Below are 17937 nucleotides of genomic sequence, written 5' to 3'. Positions count from 1 at the left end.
AGAAAAATCATGGCACAAGCCGTTTATAATGAATCAATCGCTCATCAAATTGAACAGCAAGGTGGTGTAGAGCCTTATTTATTGGCGCAGCAACAAAAAGGATTATTGCGTTTTTTAACCTGTGGCAATGTGGATGATGGTAAAAGTACCTTAATCGGCCGTTTACTGCATGATACTCGCCAAATATACCAAGATCAGCTGTCAACCTTGCAAAGTGACAGTAAGCGGATAGGGACTCAAGGGGAAAAGCTTGACCTTGCTTTGCTGGTGGATGGCCTTGCTGCTGAACGTGAGCAGGGGATCACCATCGATGTGGCTTATCGTTATTTTTCAACAGAAAAACGTAAATTTATTATTGCGGACACCCCCGGTCATGAGCAATATACGCGCAATATGGCGACAGGGGCATCAACTTGCTCACTTTCTATTTTGTTGATCGATGCTCGAAAAGGAGTACAGGAACAAACACGTCGCCATAGTTTTATTAGTACATTGCTTGGGATCCGCCATCTTATTGTTGCCGTCAATAAAATGGATCTAGTGGATTACAGTGAAGCCATTTTTGAAAAAATAAAGCAGGATTACCAAAAGTTTGCGATGGAATTGCCGGTTGATTTAAAGGTATGGTTTGTACCTATCTCAGCCCTTGATGGCGATAACATTGTGAATGCTAGCGATAATTTTAAGTGGTATCAAGGTGATACGCTATTATCGATATTGGAAAATGTTCAAGTGGAACAAAAAGCCTCGGAGCAAGCTTTGCGTTTCCCTGTGCAATATGTGAACCGCCCAAATTTAGACTTTCGTGGATACAGCGGAACATTATCATCAGGGATTGTCGAAGTGGGGCAAAAGGTCAAAGTATTACCCTCTGGTGCGACCTCAGCAATCAAAGAAATTGTGACATTTTCAGGGTTACAAGATTTTGCTGTCCCGGGGGAAGCGATTACATTAGTGCTTGAAGATGAAATTGATATCAGTCGTGGCGACTTGATTGTTGCACAAGATGAAACCTTACAAAGCACACAGCATGCATCTGTCGATGTGGTATGGATGTCTGAACAGCCGTTAGTTCAAGGGCAACAACTTGATATTAAAATTGCGGGAAAACGCAGCCGGGCAAAAGTAGAAAATATTCAATATCAAGTAGATATCAATAATTTAACACAGAAAGTGGCTACGGAACTACCGTTGAATGGCATTGGTTTAGTGGAATTTTCCTTTGATGAACCATTGTTACTGGAAAACTATCAACGCAATGCAGACACAGGTGGAATGATTTTTATTGATAGGCTCACAAATGTGACTGTCGGGGCAGGCTTAGTCCGCGAGACACAAGCCCCTGTTTTTGAACAGCCCAGCGATTTTAGTGAATTTGAAATTGAGCTAAATAAATTAGTTCGCCGCCATTTCCCTCATTGGGGTGCACGTGATGTATTGGGTGGGAAATAATAGGGATGACAAAAGAAAATCATATTGTTTGGCACCAACACGCGGTAACTCGCCAGCTACGTGAGAGTAATAATGGCCACAAAGGTGCTGTGTTGTGGTTCACCGGGTTATCAGGTTCAGGAAAATCAACATTAGCGGGAGCAATAGAGCACCAACTTACGTCAATGGGAATGAAAACCTATTTGTTGGATGGCGATAATATCCGCCATGGTTTATGCCGTGATTTAGGATTTAGTGAGGCTGATAGACAAGAAAATATCCGTCGAGTGGGTGAGGTGGCGAAGTTAATGGTCGATGCAGGGTTGATTGTTGCAACCGCCTTTATTTCACCTTTTCAAGCGGATAGGCAGAAAGTCCGTGACTTGTTTGAACCCGAACAATTTTTTGAGTTGTACGTGGATACACCCGTAAGTGTTTGTGAACAGCGAGACCCTAAAGGGTTATATCAACAAGCGCGGGAAGGGAAAATTAAGCAATTCACAGGAATTGACTCCCCTTATGAAGAACCGCAACACCCAGAGCTACATCTGGATGGGCAACAACCGATTTCTGATTCCCTTTCCCAAATTATTGCGCTTTTATTACGCAATCATGTCATTCAGCTAGATTATTAATACAGCTCAAATACCCCCTTTATTTTATCCGATGGTAAAATAAGGTGGTATTTTGCGGATTCAAACCCGACTTAATCTGACTTTTTATCACAATTTCAGTATCACAGTAGCGTCAATCGTTGAGTTATGGGATGATTAGCAAATCATTTCAGGGGGCAAAATGGGTAAATTAACGCTACTATTAATTGCGATATTAGCTTGGTTACAGTATTCCTTATGGTTAGGCAAAAATGGCATACATGACTACGTACAAGTCAAAGATGATGTCGCTGCTCAGGAAATTGTAAATTCGCGCTTAAAAATGCGTAATGAACAGCTATTCGCTGAAATCAATGACTTAAATGATGGTCAAGATGCGATTGAAGAACGAGCTCGAACGGAGCTTGGGATGATCAAACCTGGAGAGTCATTTTATCGAATGGTTAAAGAAAGTAATAACCAGAAATAGACACAATAAAATGATATCAAAATAGTGTACCCATTAGCCTGATAATTTCTGATGTAAGAATTCAACAATGACAAATCCAAACCATGCCCCACAAAGCAATCTCCCGCAAATTGTTGCACTGATCCCTGCAGCTGGGATAGGTAGCCGTATGAATGCAGAGTGCCCAAAACAATACTTGCAGGTTGCAGGTAAAACGATCATTGAGCACACCATAAACGCATTGCTTGAAAATGATAAAGTGCAAGAGATTGTGGTTGCTTTGAGTGCGGAAGACGATTATTTTCAGCAGCTTGCAATTGCTAATGACCCTCGAGTGACGACGGTTATTGGTGGCAAAGAGCGTGCCGATTCAGTATTAGCAGGTCTGGATTTTTTAATCACTAACCCCAACTTTTCAGATTGCTGGGTATTAGTGCATGATGCGGCACGTCCTTGCCTCCATCAATCAGATTTAAATGAAATTATTCAATTAGCAGCGGAACAAAATTGTTGTGGTGGGATCCTCGCTGCCCCCGTACGCGATACCATGAAACGCAGCTCAACAGCGAGTCAATTAATTGACCACACAGTTGAACGTGAAGCGCTATGGCATGCGCTCACACCACAATTTTTTCCGTTAGCATTATTACGGGATTGTCTAAGTAAAGCCTTGAAAGAAAACGCGGTGATCACTGATGAAGCTTCTGCGCTAGAGTATTGCGGCCACCAACCGGTGTTAGTGGCTGGCCGCGCTGATAATTTAAAAGTGACGCGCCCAGAAGACCTCACTTTAGCGGAATTTTATCTTTCAAGAATGAATAACTAAGGAAAAAAAATGAGAATCGGACACGGTTTTGACGTACATAAATTTGGTGGTGAAGGCCCTATCATCATTGGTGGCGTGCGTATCCCTTATGAACAAGGTTTACTCGCGCACTCTGACGGTGATGTGGTATTGCATGCGTTAACTGATGCAATTCTTGGTGCTGCAGCATTAGGGGATATTGGTAAATTATTCCCCGATACTGATCCTGCCTATAAAGGGGCAGATAGCCGAGTCTTATTGAGAGATGCGTTTTGCCATGTACGTGCCAAAGGGTATCGCATTGGTAATATTGATATCACCATCATGGCTCAGGCACCAAAAATGTTGCCACACATCGCTCAAATGCGTGTGAATATCGCCGAAGATCTTGAGTGCCATATGGATGATGTCAATGCGAAAGCGACCACGACAGAACAATTAGGTTTTGTGGGGCGTAAAGAAGGCATTGCCTGTGCTGCGGTTGTTCTTTTAATAAAAGATAATAGTAATGAAAGTAATGAATGTTCAGTACCTGCATGGTAAGCCATTGTCTTCTGGCACATTAAAAAGTGTTCCAGAAGATTTTATCGTCAAAGAAGATTTAGGTTTTGAGCTAGATGGTGAAGGCGAACATGTTATGGTTCGCGTGGAAAAAACAGGCTGCAATACAGTATTTGTTGCCGAACAACTCGCCAAATTTGCTAAAATTTCAGCCAGAGCAGTCAGTTACGCAGGTTTAAAAGATAGACACGCAGTGACGGAGCAATGGTTCTGTCTGCAAATGCCAGGTAAAGAAACGCCTGTTTTTTCAACTTGGCAGCTAGAAGGCTGCCGAATACTGGCAGTCACCAGGCAAAAACGTAAATTACGTATTGGTTCCTTGAAAGGAAACCAGTTTGAAATAACCTTGCGTGATATTTCGGATGCGAAAGACGTTGAACAACGTTTACACAAAGTCGCATTATCAGGTGTGCCTAATTACTTCGGTGAACAACGTTTTGGACGCGATGGCCAAAATTTATCGCAAGCGTTGCGTTGGGCAAACCAAGAAATCAACGTGCGTGAACGCAACAAGCGTAGCTTTTATCTTTCTGCTGCTCGTAGTGCAATGTTTAACCATGTAGCAAGCGAACGAATTGCAAATAATACCGCCCAACACGTGATGTTAGGTGATGCATTGCAATTAACGGGCAGAGGGAGTTGGTTTGTCGCGACACAAGATGAATTTGCTACATTACAACCTCGCTTGGAGTCCAACGAATTAAGCATCACAGCGCCATTACCCGGTGATGGGGAGCTGGGAACTCAGGATGAAGCACTGGCATTTGAAACTCAGTGTTTAGCGGATTACCAGCCCTTTATCTCTTTAATGCAGCGTGAACGAGTTTCTTCAGCTAGAAGGGCTATCGTTGTTAAACCCCAAAACTTACAGTGGGAATGGCTGGACGACTCGACGGTAAAACTGAATTTTTTCTTAAACTCAGGTTGTTTTGCAACCAGTGTTGTGAGAGAAATTATTAATCAAAATGGGCAGGATAATGTCGATGCTAAAGATTTTATTGAGTAATGACGACGGGGTAAATGCGCCGGGAATTCAAACCCTTGCAGCTGCGCTACGCCAATATTATCATGTTCAGGTGATTGCGCCTGATCGCAATCGTAGTGGGGCTTCGAACGCATTAACATTAGATAAACCACTTAAAATTCAAGCACTAAGTAATGGTGACCTTGCTGTACAGGAAGGCACACCAACAGATTGCGTCTATATTGGGGTGAATAAAGTGGTGCGCCCACGTCCTGATATTGTTGTATCTGGTATCAACTGTGGCCCTAATTTAGGGGATGATGTTATTTACTCAGGCACGGTTGCAGCGGCAACAGAAGGCCGCCATTTAGGTTTACCTTCAATTGCGGTATCGTTAGATGGGGAAACGCATTATGAAAGTGCCGCTAAAGTGACATGCGAGATCCTTGCACTCTTACAGAAAAACCCATTGCGAGCTGGGAACATTTTAAATATAAATGTACCTGATATCCCGTACGAAGAAATTAAAGGTATCAAAGTCACCCGCTGTGGTAGCCGCCATGCCGCTTCTGAGGTATATAGCTTAGAGGACCCGAAAGGGAATACATTGTATTGGTTAGGTCCCGTTGGGGAAATTCGTGATGCCAGTCCTGGAACGGATTTTGAAGCAGTGCAAAATGGGTATGTTTCAATCACCCCATTACAAGTTGACCTAACCGCTTATAAAGCACACTCATTAGTGGAAGAGTGGCTAGAAAAATCAGGAGTGTCAGTAAAATGAATACAGGGCTCATGAAAGAACTTTTGGCTCAATTACGCCAACAGGGAATTCACGATGAGCGCCTATTAGATGCCATTTCACTCGTTCCTCGGGAACGGTTTGTGGATGAAGCGCTCTCCCATAAAGCCTATGACAATATCCCATTACCTATTGGTCATGGGCAAACTATTTCTCAGCCGTATATTGTAGCTAAAATGACGGCGCTATTGGCTTTAGCACCGGATGATCACGTTCTCGAGATAGGGACAGGCTCAGGGTATCAAACAGCAGTATTGGCACACTTGGTTAAGCATGTTTTTTCTGTTGAGCGGGTGAAAAGCTTGCAATGGGCTGCAAAGCGGCGCTTGAAACAGCTTGATTTACATAATGTTTCAACTCGTCATGGAGACGGCTGGGAAGGTTGGCAGTCAAAAGGACCTTTTGATGCCATTATCGTTACTGCGGCGCCAACAGAAATACCGGCTTTACTATTAGGGCAATTAAAAGATGGTGGTCGAATGGTTTTACCTGTCGGTGATAAAGAACAAGCTCTGAAGCTAATTACTCGACGTGGTAATGATTACCATACTAATGTTATTGAAAAAGTCCGTTTTGTTCCATTGATTGCCGGCGACCTCCTTTAACCTATTTGCAATGGTATTTAATCAAAGTCTGGTTATTTTTATAATCGATTTAAATAAAATATCATTGCAAAGGTTCTATTAACTCAAATAGCAGTAAAACTATTCCAAATATGATACTTTACCCAGCTGAATTTGAGGGAATAGCTTAAACTGTTAGTCATTTTCTCAAATTGTTATATTTTTAATATATTTAACTTGTTCACTATTTTGTATTTCTGCTTTAATAAGTGAAATATTTTATGATAACTCTATTGCTGACATTATTTTGAATTGTCACGTCAGATTTTTCTTCACGGGAGAAGAAGCATGAAAATTGTTAGCCCTATAAGCAGAATTCGATGGGCCGTCATCTTTTCATTTAGCGGAGCGCTATTGGCAGGTTGTTCTACACCGTATCATACAGCGGCACCTATTTCGAGTGTGAATGATAGCCAGTCTAGCCAGCAAACGGTGCAAAGGACGACACCGGCCTCGTCACCAAATACGGGGATGAGCACGGCAATGCCATCGTCTCGTCCTAATTTATCAAGTAATACAAATACTCAGCCTGTAAGTCGTAGCTCAGGGCCTGTAACAACTAATGGTGAAGGGCGCATTGTATACAACCGTGATTATGGCAGTATTCCAAAAGGCAGTTATAACGGTAATAGCTATACGGTTCAGCGTGGTGACACGTTATTCTATATCGCATACTTAACAGGTAATGATTTCCGTGAGTTAGCATCGCGAAACAATATTCCAGAGCCCTACAGTCTCAATGTCGGGCAGGTTATTAATATTGGTAACACAAATGTGAACTCGAACACTCAATTAGCGGCAAATTCATCAAATAGTCATCAGCAAGCGGTTGATCTTCGAACAACTAATGAGTATCCTGCAAACAGTGGTGGTCAAAATTCAGGTAAGATGTTGCCTAATAATAAGAAACCTGCAACGCAGGCTTCAACGACGACAACAGCCTCGACAACAACCGCTTCTACCGCAGTCAGTAGTACGAATAATTCGTCAATAAAATGGCGTTGGCCAGCCGAAGGGAAAATGATTGAAGGTTTCTCTGATGCTCAAGGTGGGAACAAAGGGGTAGATATCGCCGGTTCTCGAGGCCAAGCTGTGCTTGCTGCTGCGCCAGGAAAAGTCGTTTACGCGGGTAATGCCTTGCGTGGATATGGAAATCTAATAATTATAAAACATAACGATGACTATCTAAGTGCTTATGCTCACAACGATACATTGCTTGTGCGTGATCAGCAGGACGTCACTGCAGGTCAAAAAATAGCCACTATGGGTAGTACTGGAACTAGTTCGGTTAGACTACACTTTGAAATTCGTTACAAGGGAAAATCAGTAAACCCGTTGCGTTATTTACCGCAACGATAAACTGGGCAGAGTGCTTTGACATTCTGTCCGCATTATCTAGGGTAGGAGTCACTGATGAGCCAAGGTTCGCTGAAAGTTAACGAGTTATATAATGACCTCGACGAAAGTAATTTAAATGACACTTTTGACGAGAGTCAGTTTAAAGAAGAGGATCTGGTTACTGAGCTAGATGACGAAATGGATTTACTCCAGAACACAAATCAACGTGTTCTGGATGCCACTCAAATTTATCTTAGTGAGATTGGGTTCTCACCACTCCTTACAGCAGAAGAAGAAGTTTTCTATGCAAGACGTGCATTGCGGGGTGATATCGCATCACGGCAGCGCATGATAGAAAGCAACCTTCGTCTCGTTGTAAAAATATCACGTCGTTATAATAATCGAGGTCTCGCATTACTCGATTTGATAGAAGAAGGAAATCTTGGGTTGATTCGTGCTGTTGAAAAGTTTGATCCTGAAAAAGGGTTTCGCTTCTCGACGTATGCAACGTGGTGGATCCGTCAAACGATCGAACGCGCGATCATGAACCAAACTCGAACTATTCGCCTTCCTATTCATATCGTTAAAGAACTCAATATTTACCTTCGTACTGCACGTGAATTAGCCCAGAAGTTGGACCATGAGCCAAGCCCTGAAGAGATCGCTGAGCAGCTAGATAAACCTGTCGAAGATGTCAGTAGGATGTTACGTTTAAATGAACGTATCACATCTGTTGATACGCCAATTGCAGGGGACTCAGAGAAATCTTTGCTTGAGGTATTGTCTGATGATAATGATTCAGGTCCAGAAAATACAATTCAAGATAATGACTTAAAAGATAATATTGTTAAGTGGTTATATGAATTGAACCCAAAACAAAGGGAGGTTTTAGCACGACGTTTTGGGCTTTTAGGCTATGAAGCTGAAACTCTGGAAGAAGTTGGCCGTGAAATTGGGTTAACAAGAGAACGTGTTCGTCAGATCCAAGTAGAAGGTTTAAAGCGATTAAAAGATATTTTACATGGCGAAGAGCTGACTCTGGAGTCGCTATTTAATATGTAGGGTGTTGATTCGGTAGTTAAAGCCCCTATAAGCTAAGGTTTATAGGGGCTTTTTATATGTAAATAATAGAGAACAAGCTTAGTTAATGGGGACACCACTATGAAATTTAAAATCATCGTCAGGTGTCGAAATTAATTCAGCTTCAATAATACCAAAATAATTAACTCGCTCAGTAATATCTTGTTTACTAATTAATTGTGCTAAGTGCAAATAATCTTGATAGTGGCGAGCTTCTGAGCGTAATAATGAAATATAAAAATTTGCCAGCTGCTCATCAAGAAATGGGGCGAGTTTAGCAAAGCGTTCACAAGAACGCGCTTCGATATAAGCTCCAATTATTAGCTTATCAACTAAGGTTTTTGGATCGTGCGGGTCGATATGGTTCAACAACCCTTTGGCGTAACGGCTTGCAGTGACGCCATCATAGGGGATGTTACGTTCATGCATGATCTCTAGAACTTGGTAAAAATGATGAAGTTCTTCTTTGATAAGCAAGACCATTTTATCAATTAAGTCTTGGCTATAAGGTGATTGTTTTTTTGCCAATATCTGCTTAGAAACCTGATTTTTGTTTCTTAATGTATGGATGTCACCAACCCTATCATAAGCAAATGATTCATAAGGTTTAAACCATTCGAGTAGGACTGCCGCACTTTCTTTATCAACGGCATATTTGCGAATTAAAAACATCGCACTTTGCGCGGCTTTTAATTCACATAACAAATGGTCCTTTAAGATAATGGGCAAGTTTTCAGGCAAACTCGCTTTTTTTACCCACGCATCAGGCGTTTCACATTGCAGAAACTGCCTGATTGGTGTGAGTAATTGCGCATACTCATCCATGTTAGTTATCCATATCCTTTAACCGATAAATCCAATCTAGGGCTTGGCGCGGAGTGAGTTTATCAGGATCAATTTCAGCGAGAGCAGTTAATACTGGTGATGGCTCGACATCTTCTGTGGTTAAAAAGCTAAGCTGGGCGCTATCCACATGGCTCGCATTGGCATTGTTTGAGATAACTTCGAGTTCTTTAAGTTTTTGTTTTGCCCGTTTAATCACTTCCTTTGGTACACCGGCAAGAGAAGCGACAGCAAGGCCATAGCTTTTGCTGGCGGCACCGTCTTGAACGTTATGCATAAAAGCAATGGTATCACCGTGTTCAATAGCATCGAGATGGATATTGACCGCGCCTTCGAGTTTTTCAGGCAGTGTTGTTAATTCAAAATAATGCGTTGCAAATAATGTCATTGCCTTGATTTTATTTACTAAATTTTCAGCGCAAGCCCAAGCAAGAGAAAGACCGTCATAGGTTGAAGTCCCGCGACCAATTTCATCCATCAGTACTAAGCTATGCTCTGTCGCATTATGAAGAATATTAGCGGTTTCTGTCATTTCGACCATGAATGTTGAACGGCCAGATGCAAGGTCATCCGAGGCACCGACACGGGTGAAAATGCGATCGACTGGGCCTATCACCGCTTTGCTGGCAGGGACGAAACTACCGATATACGCTAACAGGGTAATCAATGCTGTTTGGCGCATATAGGTACTTTTACCGCCCATGTTTGGACCAGTAATAATTAATAAACGACGTTGCGGTGACAGTGATAACGGGTTGGAAATAAACGGCTCGCTAAGCACTTGTTCTACAACAGGGTGGCGACCCTCAGTAATTTGAATACCCGGTTTTTCAGTTAGTTGTGGGCAAGCGTAGCCTAGAGTTTGAGCCCTCTCCGCAAGGTTGGCTAGGACATCTAACTCAGCAAGTGCTTCAGCACTGGTTTGCAGCGCAGCAAGATGAGGCAATAGCATATCAAACAGCTCATCATACAGCGCTTTTTCAATAGCGAGTGCTTTTCCTTTTGATGTCAATACCTTATCTTCATACTCTTTGAGTTCAGGAATAATATAGCGTTCCGCATTTTTTAACGTTTGGCGACGGACGTAATGGATAGGCGTTAAATGGCTTTGACCGCGGCTAACTTGAATATAGTAGCCATGAACCGCGTTATAACCGACTTTCAGGGTATCGATCCCCAGTTTTTCCCTTTCACGAATTTCGAGCCTATCGAGGTAGTCGGTTGCCCCATCAGCAAGGGCGCGCCATTCATCGAGTTCACTGTTATAACCCGGGGCGATAACTCCGCCATCACGTACCAATACAGGTGGCGCATCAATAATGGCTTTTTCAAGTAAGTCTTGTAACTCATCAAATTGACCAATACGATTTTGAAGGGCCTGTAAATACGAACAACTTGATTGGCTTAGTATTTGATGAATATCTTGGTATTGCTGGAATGCGTAACGCATACGGGTTAAGTCGCGTGGGCGTGCAGAACGTAGGGCTAGACGTGCTAATACGCGTTCTAAATCCCCTATTTGGCGCAAAAATGGTTGCAATTCAAAGCCGCATTCTTGCAATGCACTAATAGCTTGTTGGCGGTTATTTAATACTTGAATATTACGCAATGGGGTATGTAGCCAACGTTTTAGCATACGGCTGCCCATTGGGGTCACACACATATCTAAAATGGCGGCAAGTGTGTTTTCTGTGCCACCTGCAAGGTTTTGGGTGATCTCTAAATTGCGACGAGTCGCTGCATCCAAAATGACATTATCATTTTGTTTTTCCATCACAATACTGCGAATATGGGGCAGTGAAGTACGCTGCGTGTCTTTTACATATTGCAATAGGCAGCCTGCGGCTCTGAGCGCTTTGTGTGCGTCTTCAACTCCAAAACCGATTAAATCTTTTGTGCCAAACTGTAAGCCGAGCTGTTGTTTTGCTGTATCGAGCTCATATTCCCACAGTGGGCGACGACGTAGGCCTTTATTATGTTCAATTAATGCCATACTGGCGAAATCTTCGGGGTATAGAAGTTCAGCAGGGCGAGTGCGTTGCAGTTCGGCTTGTAATGCTTCTTCGTCGGCAATTTCACTTATAATAAAGCGGCCTGAGGTAATATCTAATGTTGCGAAACCAAAACCTTGTTGGTCTTGCCATACCGCGGCTAAAAGGTTGTCTTGCCTTTCATTTAATAGGGCTTCATCGGTAATGGTGCCTGGTGTCACAATGCGTACTACTTGGCGCTCAACTGGCCCTTTACTGGTCGCTGGGTCGCCAATTTGCTCACAAATGGCGACGGATTCACCCATTTGTACTAATTTAGCTAAGTAACCCTCTGCAGCATGGTGAGGGACACCCGCCATAGGGATCGGCTGCCCTGCGGATTGACCTCGCTTGGTGAGGGAAATATCTAACAGTTGAGACGCTTTTTTAGCATCATCAAAAAACAATTCGTAGAAGTCACCCATGCGATAAAACAGCAGTATGTCTGAATGTTGTGCTTTTAGTTTTAGATACTGCTGCATCATTGGTGTGTGGGATTCGAAACTTTGCTTATCAGTCATAATGTTGTCTGTTCTAACGTATTGAGTTAACTAAATTCTGTGAGGTGTTCAGAGACTAAAATACCACAGATCGTATCAAATGAGAGTAGGCAAACGTGTTAGCCATGGATTTCTTTATGGTATTACGTTGAGGTTATCGGGAGCAACGTGCATTTGGTGATAAAGTGTCTGAAATATGTATTAGTGATACAAAGGTAAAATTGATGACTAAAAATGAAATTTATGTAGGCATGTTGTTCTGGATTTTGCCTCATATTAGGAATATGCAAATTCAAGATAAAAATCTAGACTGTAGGATAAGTTTTATTACTATGAGTAAATACTAAGAATAGTCCATAAAGTTAGTGTGTTATATCGATTTTTTTATTCGTATAAGTTAAAAAGGCACTTCATATACAAATTGAGAGGTTTTTATGAAGTTAAGTACATCAAAAGCATTATTTATCGCTGCAGCAATGACTATGCCTGTGATGGTTTATGCTAGTAATGTCCCAGTACCTGGGTTAGCAACGGATCCTCTCAACGAATGCTATGAGCAGATTGCAGATGCTCCACGGACAGCAGTTCAAGCATGTTTACAAAGTAAGCTAGATAGAGCAGATGAGATGATGAGTAAATCACTTGCAGATAATGAAACTGAACTGAAAAAAATTGACTCTTCTGCAACAGCACAAGCGATTGCTTCTCTAAAAAAATCACAGGATGCTTTTCTGGCGTTCAGAACCAGTGAGTGTCAACGTCAAGGTGATGCTTTACTTGGTGGAAGCGGAATAGGGGATGTGATGTTAGCGTGTAAGGTTAAACTGACTTATTTCAGAATTGAAGCGCTGAGTCTTTAATCGTATTTTTCATTATGTATTTTGGCGCCTTTATGTATGTCATGATGCGCTATTATCTAATATAGAAAAAACGTCTTTTCCCCTTAATTAACTTCTTAATTTTTAGTAAGGGGTTTTTAGTCATATCTTATGTCGTTATTATGAATACTCCTCTTTGAGCTAATATAAGTCGCCGAGGAGTATTTTAGTTACTGCGCTACTTTTTTCAGTTTTTCAACTTGTTCGGCGGTGACGGGTTTACCTTGTCCACCCCACTCAGCACGTGCCCATGAAATTAAATCTGCCATTTCTTGAGGCGTCAAATCATCGGCAAAACTTGGCATGGCATACATACGCTGCCCGTTCGGGAAGGTGGTGGTTGGAATACCAGTTAGTACCACACTGATAAAGGTTTCAGGGCTGTCCATGGCTAGGATAGCATTACCTTTTAACGCTGGAATACCATTTGGCACACCTTCTCCGGTGATCCCGTGGCAGCCTGCGCAGGTAGACATATACATCAAGCGGCCCGTTTCCATGGTTTGACTGACATCACCCACTTCTGGTGAACTTGCTTCAGGTAATGGCGCTGGTGGAGTTTTGGCTCCGAGTATTTTTCCTTGTTTATCGGTCATCAAATAAATCGCCATGTCATCCACATCGCTCTTTTTCATCTGACTGGTGGAAAAGTGGGTTACTGTGCTCATGTCTGCAAATGCAGAGCCTTGTGGGGCATTGCCTGTCAGTAAAAACTGGCTCAAAGAGGCGGTATCGTACCCATGTTTGGAAAGCGCTTCTGCCGTGATATCAGGGATCGCTAAACCGGCTTCTTCACCCCCTTGAAGTGACCGTGAAAACTCGACACCCATCATTAGGTTACGTGGTGAGTGGCAAGCACCGCAGTGTGCCAAACCTTCGACAATATACGCGCCACGGTTCCACTCGGCAGAGCGTTGCGGGTCATGGGGCGCATTTTGTTTAGGAAAATTGAGCAAAGTCCAGAAGTTCATAAATGGGCGAACGGGTAGGACAAATACACCTGTATTTTCTTTGTTTGGCACCGCAATTGGTGGAAGTGACATCACATAAGCATACAGGGCATCAATATCTTCCGATGTGGTCATATGGGTAAATACAAACGGCATCGCAGGGTAGAGATTACCTCTCTCTTTGCCAATTCCGTCTTTTAAAGCACGATGGAAATCAGCACGGGTATAGTTACCGATACCAAATTGCTTATCAGGTGTTATATTTGTGGAGTAAATGGTACCGAAGGGGGTTCCGATAGCACGACCACCCGCAGCCAATGGGCCTTCAGGTAATGAGTGGCAACCAAAGCAATCCCCAGCGGTTGCCAGTTCTTGTCCTCTAGGCAGTAACTTGGCGACTTCTTCTGAGGTCAGCGGTTTATCTAAATCAGGGCCGATACTGGAGGTACGAAAAGCGCCAAACAGGATCGCAAGCATTAATATTATGAATAATAAGATAATAATATAAATGCTCTTACGTAGAGAGCTGGATTTAGCCATGATGTTTCCCCCTAGTCGATCACGCAGCCAGGAGTGTCAAGAGCGACTTTCCTCACAGCTTCATAGTAGCGTACATAACCTGTACAACGGCAAATATGCTCATTGAGGGCTTCTTCAATGGCGTGTTCGAGTTGGTCACGTTTCACTGGGTTTTTCTTCAGCTTATCAAGAAATACCGTCGCGCCCGTGACAAAACCGGGCGCACAATAACCACATTGGAACGAAAAGTTTTCGATAAAAGCTTGTTGAATTGGCGTTAATTCAACAACTTTGCCTTGTTCATCTAGTTTGGCTTGCCCTTCGATGGTCACAATATTTTTATTGTTGAAATAATGGGCACCAAAGATACAGGTGCGGCTTTCAACCGTTGAACCATCGGGCTGGATTTCCATAATGGTGCAAGCATGGCAGATCCCTTGTCCGCAACCAAAGTGGGTGCCAGTGAGGTCTAGGTATTCATGTAGAAACTCAATCATTGGCATCCCAACAGGGACATCAATAGGACCAACTTTTTGGCCGTTAATGGTCAGTGTTAGTGGCTTGCGCTCAATAATCGGAACGGCATTGTTGATTTTCATGAGAGTGCCTTTTTAATTTTATCTACCGTGATAGGAAATTCATAGAAACGCTTGCCTGTCGCATGGGTTAATGCATTACTCGTCGCAGGTAAGATTGGGATCATCCCCAGTTCAGCCATGCCTTTTGGTGGCGAAGTTTCTGAGAGAGGTGGTAAGTAATCAATGGTTTGCTGCCAAACCGCCACATCTTTTGCGCGCGGTAGGACATAACGATTAAAGTTCCATGTCCCGTTACCTGGCCCATCTTCATACAGTGGTAATTCTTCCATCAATGCATGGCCAATACCCATCGCGGTACCTCCTTGGATCTGGCCTGAAACTAATTCAGGGACAATCATCGTACCGGGGTCCATAATCATATGGTGGCGCATGACATCGACCTCACCTGTCATCGTGTTGACGTTGAGCTCGACTAGGCAAGAAGCGGGTGTGACCGTTGTGGGGTCTGCTTTTGCGCGTTGTGTGGGTGGGTAATAGGCAATTTTACGTTTAATAAAATGATAACCGCCAGTTGTCATCTGTTTTTTCAGTTCTTGTGGCGCACCCTCGCCATAACGAACGGATATCGCATCAAGAGGCAGATTTTTTAAGCCCACCGTTGGGATATCGAATTCTGCACGAGCCCACTGCCAGCTGGAATAGCCGTGAACAGCAACCCCGGTGATGAGCCCCATCTCATGGGCTCTTTTGGCTAAAATGTCAAAAGGAATGGGCTTCATTCCGCCACCGCCAATACCTTCTGGGCCAACGCGAATATCGGCAAATTCAACATTTAAGCCGTTGAACGCACCGCCGCCGGGGCCTTCACTCCAAATGCTTTTGGCCGCAGGCCAGAGGGTATTTTCCAATAAAAAATGACCCGCTTGGCGCGTGCCGAACCCAATGTAGTAAACACCGCTCGATGAACTCATGTCAGGGATCAGAGCCGGAGTCCAATAGGGATCAGTTTTGGACAATTCGTCTTGTTTTTTCTGGTCTGCCCAACTGGTTTTAAGCGGTAGTTCTTCAAACTCAGTCACCCCAAACTCAACCACATCAGGGGCTTTGCTGAGTGCTTGCCATACCATTACTTGCTGCGCGGTTGTACCACCTGTACCAATCTCTTGCATACAATGGCGCATTGTTAGCTTGCCATTGATATCAAATTCGAGGGAAAGAATGGTAGGGACACCACTAGAGCCATAAACTTGCTGCACTTGTGCGAAGCCAACACCGTATAGCTTACCGGGGTTTTTCGCTTCATAATTGGCTTTGTTTTTCTCACGATCGACCCAAATCGGGTGTTTTTCTGCGAGATTTAACATTTCGACATTGCGTGGGTCACCGGCGATAACACCACCTTGTGTATTCGGATAACCTTCTAAAATAGCATTACGGCGGCGCAGTTCAATCGGGTCAATATTGAGGTTGTGAGCGATTTCATCGACCATCAATTCAGTGACAGCCATCGATTGCAAGGAACCAAAGCCACGCATTGAGCCCGCTTCGACAGCCGGAGTGGCCATGGCGAGAGCGGTGAGGTCAGATTTAGGGAAATAATAAATAGATTGGGCGCCGCGTACCGCAACGTGGGATACGGCAACGGAGAGGTTTTCACGGCCTCCACCATTACAGTTGTAAGTGCCTTTTAAAACATCAAATTTACCAGTTTTTTTATCACCAATAATGGTGACATCCATCTCGATGGAGTGGCGTTTCATCCCCATTTGGAATTGTTCATAGCGGTCATTTGCCATGCGAACAGGCAAGCCATCAGCGTAGAAACTGGCAACCATCGAATAGAAAGGGAAAACTGAATAGTCTTTTGAGCCGTAACCGACAGTCGAACCGGTTAATAATACAATGTTTTCGACGGAAAAATGTTTGTTGTGTTTAGATAGCTCAGCCGCGGCATTGACCACACCAGCAGGAGATTGGGTTGCCGTTAAGATATGCAGCGTTTTGGTTTGTGCGTCATACCAAGTATTACAGTTATCAGGCTCCATCGCGCAAGGGTCGATGGATTGTGAAAAACCATGGCGTTCAATCACAAACTTATCAGGGTTCTGGCGAGCGGCTGCGATTTCTTGCTCAATTTGCCGTGCATAATCCATCGCTTTTTCTTGTTTATCAGGGCTCTTTTCTGCCTGATGAAGGGCTTGAATAAAGCCGCCACCACGATCTTTACGGATTACGGGTGGAATTGAAATGGCGTGTTTGGGGTCATAAGGTGGCCAAATAGGCGTATTGCCATCGAACCCGCCTTTAATACCCGAATCTTGATAAGGGGAAAAGATAGAAGGTGAAAGTGGGGTGTCACCACCGATACGCACATAACGTGCTGCACCGTAGTTAGCGGGCGGTTTTGGCCCTGTCACCGTTCCGTATTTTACGGTGTTTGTGGCGAAGCGTAACATCCGCTGTGCTGCACTGTATTTATCGAAATCATGATAAATCAAGATAGCAACCGGGTGGCCAATAATCGGCGGGGTATCCCCTAGAGGAACTAAAATATTGGTGCCATAAAAGCCTTTCCCCATACTGGTGTCTTGAGGAATATTTAAGCCATCACGGATAAGGTCTTCTTGTAAAACAACTTTATCAGGCTGTAAATTTGGACCTAACATTGAAATATCAATGCCTTCAAAGGTTTTATCTGCCTCTGTTGCTTTTAACATAAAGGCATAGCTTTGTTTTTTAGGCCAGCCAGGGATGTCTTTAGCGCGGTAATCACGAGCAAAATTTTTACGGCCAGTGACCTTTTCAACGCCATCCCAGCGAAAACGTGCTTTACCGTTTTGACCAATCCAATCCGTTGATGGAGAGTCAGAATCGAGCTCCATTGCTATCGCAAAAGGGAGTTTGCCGACCATCACAGCAATGCCTGCAATCGTGCCTAGTTTGATGAAGTTACGTCTAGAAATATGACCCGACATAGTGTGCTCCCTGATTATATTTTTAGGGTTTTTATTATGA

16 protein-coding genes are annotated in these 17937 nt (G+C 43.4%); 11 read left to right on the top strand and 5 right to left on the bottom strand.

What is annotated here, in order from left to right:
• Nucleotides 1-9 precede the first annotated feature (9 nt).
• From cysN to rpoS, 10 genes are all read left to right on the top strand, one after another.
• A complete protein-coding gene (cysN, locus tag PSF67_RS16335; RefSeq protein ID WP_272677273.1) occupies nucleotides 10-1452 on the top strand; it encodes a sulfate adenylyltransferase subunit CysN in 1443 nt (480 codons plus the stop codon).
• A 5-nt stretch (nucleotides 1453-1457) separates the two neighbouring features.
• Nucleotides 1458-2066 (top strand): adenylyl-sulfate kinase, encoded by a 609-nt coding sequence (gene cysC / locus PSF67_RS16330; RefSeq protein ID WP_272677272.1) that lies wholly within the window; start codon nucleotides 1458-1460, stop codon nucleotides 2064-2066.
• A 160-nt stretch (nucleotides 2067-2226) separates the two neighbouring features.
• Nucleotides 2227-2514: a cell division protein FtsB gene (ftsB, locus tag PSF67_RS16325; RefSeq protein WP_004260736.1), complete on the top strand. Its 288-nt coding sequence runs from the start codon at nucleotides 2227-2229 to the stop codon at nucleotides 2512-2514.
• Nucleotides 2515-2581: 67 nt separating this feature from the next.
• The gene (gene ispD, locus PSF67_RS16320) at nucleotides 2582-3319 is read left to right on the top strand and encodes a 2-C-methyl-D-erythritol 4-phosphate cytidylyltransferase (RefSeq protein ID WP_195697645.1); all 738 of its coding nucleotides are present in this window, start codon (nucleotides 2582-2584) and stop codon (nucleotides 3317-3319) included.
• Nucleotides 3320-3328: 9 nt separating this feature from the next.
• Nucleotides 3329-3841, top strand: coding sequence for a 2-C-methyl-D-erythritol 2,4-cyclodiphosphate synthase (gene ispF / locus PSF67_RS16315; RefSeq protein ID WP_004260732.1), 513 nt, complete (start codon nucleotides 3329-3331; stop codon nucleotides 3839-3841).
• A complete protein-coding gene (gene truD, locus PSF67_RS16310) occupies nucleotides 3807-4865 on the top strand; it encodes a tRNA pseudouridine(13) synthase TruD (RefSeq protein WP_166265826.1) in 1059 nt (352 codons plus the stop codon). The genes ispF and truD overlap by 35 nt, the downstream gene beginning before the upstream one ends.
• Complete coding sequence (surE, locus tag PSF67_RS16305) at nucleotides 4843-5604, top strand: 5'/3'-nucleotidase SurE (protein ID WP_166265823.1); 762 nt, start codon at nucleotides 4843-4845, stop codon at nucleotides 5602-5604. The genes truD and surE overlap by 23 nt, the downstream gene beginning before the upstream one ends.
• On the top strand, nucleotides 5601-6227 hold the full coding sequence (locus PSF67_RS16300; protein WP_102140106.1) for a protein-L-isoaspartate(D-aspartate) O-methyltransferase: 627 nt from the start codon (nucleotides 5601-5603) through the stop codon (nucleotides 6225-6227). Before surE ends, PSF67_RS16300 begins: the two co-directional genes overlap by 4 nt.
• Nucleotides 6228-6533: 306 nt before the next feature.
• Nucleotides 6534-7604 carry a murein hydrolase activator NlpD gene (gene nlpD / locus PSF67_RS16295; protein ID WP_166265820.1) on the top strand — a complete coding sequence of 357 codons (1071 nt, stop codon included), beginning with the start codon at nucleotides 6534-6536 and terminating at the stop codon, nucleotides 7602-7604.
• Between the two features lie 54 nt (nucleotides 7605-7658).
• A complete protein-coding gene (gene rpoS / locus PSF67_RS16290) occupies nucleotides 7659-8645 on the top strand; it encodes an RNA polymerase sigma factor RpoS (RefSeq protein ID WP_272677270.1) in 987 nt (328 codons plus the stop codon).
• 78 nt (nucleotides 8646-8723) lie between these two features.
• Here rpoS and miaE read toward each other — a convergent pair whose 3' ends face one another.
• A complete protein-coding gene (gene miaE, locus PSF67_RS16285) occupies nucleotides 8724-9488 on the bottom strand; it encodes a tRNA isopentenyl-2-thiomethyl-A-37 hydroxylase MiaE (RefSeq protein ID WP_166265817.1) in 765 nt (254 codons plus the stop codon).
• Nucleotide 9489: 1 nt separating this feature from the next.
• Nucleotides 9490-12057: a DNA mismatch repair protein MutS gene (gene mutS, locus PSF67_RS16280; protein ID WP_102140102.1), complete on the bottom strand. Its 2568-nt coding sequence runs from the start codon at nucleotides 12055-12057 to the stop codon at nucleotides 9490-9492.
• A gap of 413 nt (nucleotides 12058-12470) precedes the next feature.
• On the opposite strand from mutS, the gene umoC reads away from it, so the two are divergent.
• Nucleotides 12471-12896 (top strand): lysozyme inhibitor LprI family protein, encoded by a 426-nt coding sequence (umoC, locus tag PSF67_RS16275; protein WP_102140101.1) that lies wholly within the window; start codon nucleotides 12471-12473, stop codon nucleotides 12894-12896.
• Nucleotides 12897-13084: 188 nt separating this feature from the next.
• On the opposite strand, the gene PSF67_RS16270 is transcribed toward umoC, so the two are convergent.
• The 3 genes from PSF67_RS16270 to PSF67_RS16260 are packed head-to-tail and all read right to left on the bottom strand — an operon-like array spanning nucleotide 13085 to nucleotide 17897.
• A complete protein-coding gene (locus PSF67_RS16270) occupies nucleotides 13085-14404 on the bottom strand; it encodes a cytochrome c (protein ID WP_244974737.1) in 1320 nt (439 codons plus the stop codon).
• Between the two features lie 11 nt (nucleotides 14405-14415).
• Nucleotides 14416-14982, bottom strand: coding sequence for a (2Fe-2S)-binding protein (locus tag PSF67_RS16265; protein WP_102140099.1), 567 nt, complete (start codon nucleotides 14980-14982; stop codon nucleotides 14416-14418).
• Nucleotides 14979-17897: a xanthine dehydrogenase family protein molybdopterin-binding subunit gene (locus PSF67_RS16260; protein WP_272677268.1), complete on the bottom strand. Its 2919-nt coding sequence runs from the start codon at nucleotides 17895-17897 to the stop codon at nucleotides 14979-14981. The genes PSF67_RS16265 and PSF67_RS16260 overlap by 4 nt, the downstream gene beginning before the upstream one ends.
• Between the last annotated feature and the right edge of the window lie 40 nt (nucleotides 17898-17937).

The sequence above is a fragment of the Providencia sp. PROV076 genome, assembly GCF_028483405.1.
Taxonomy (GTDB): Bacteria; Pseudomonadota; Gammaproteobacteria; order Enterobacterales; family Enterobacteriaceae; genus Providencia; species Providencia huaxiensis.
The sequence above is the reverse complement of the archived record's forward strand: the minus strand, read 5'-3'. Positions and strand labels throughout refer to the sequence as shown.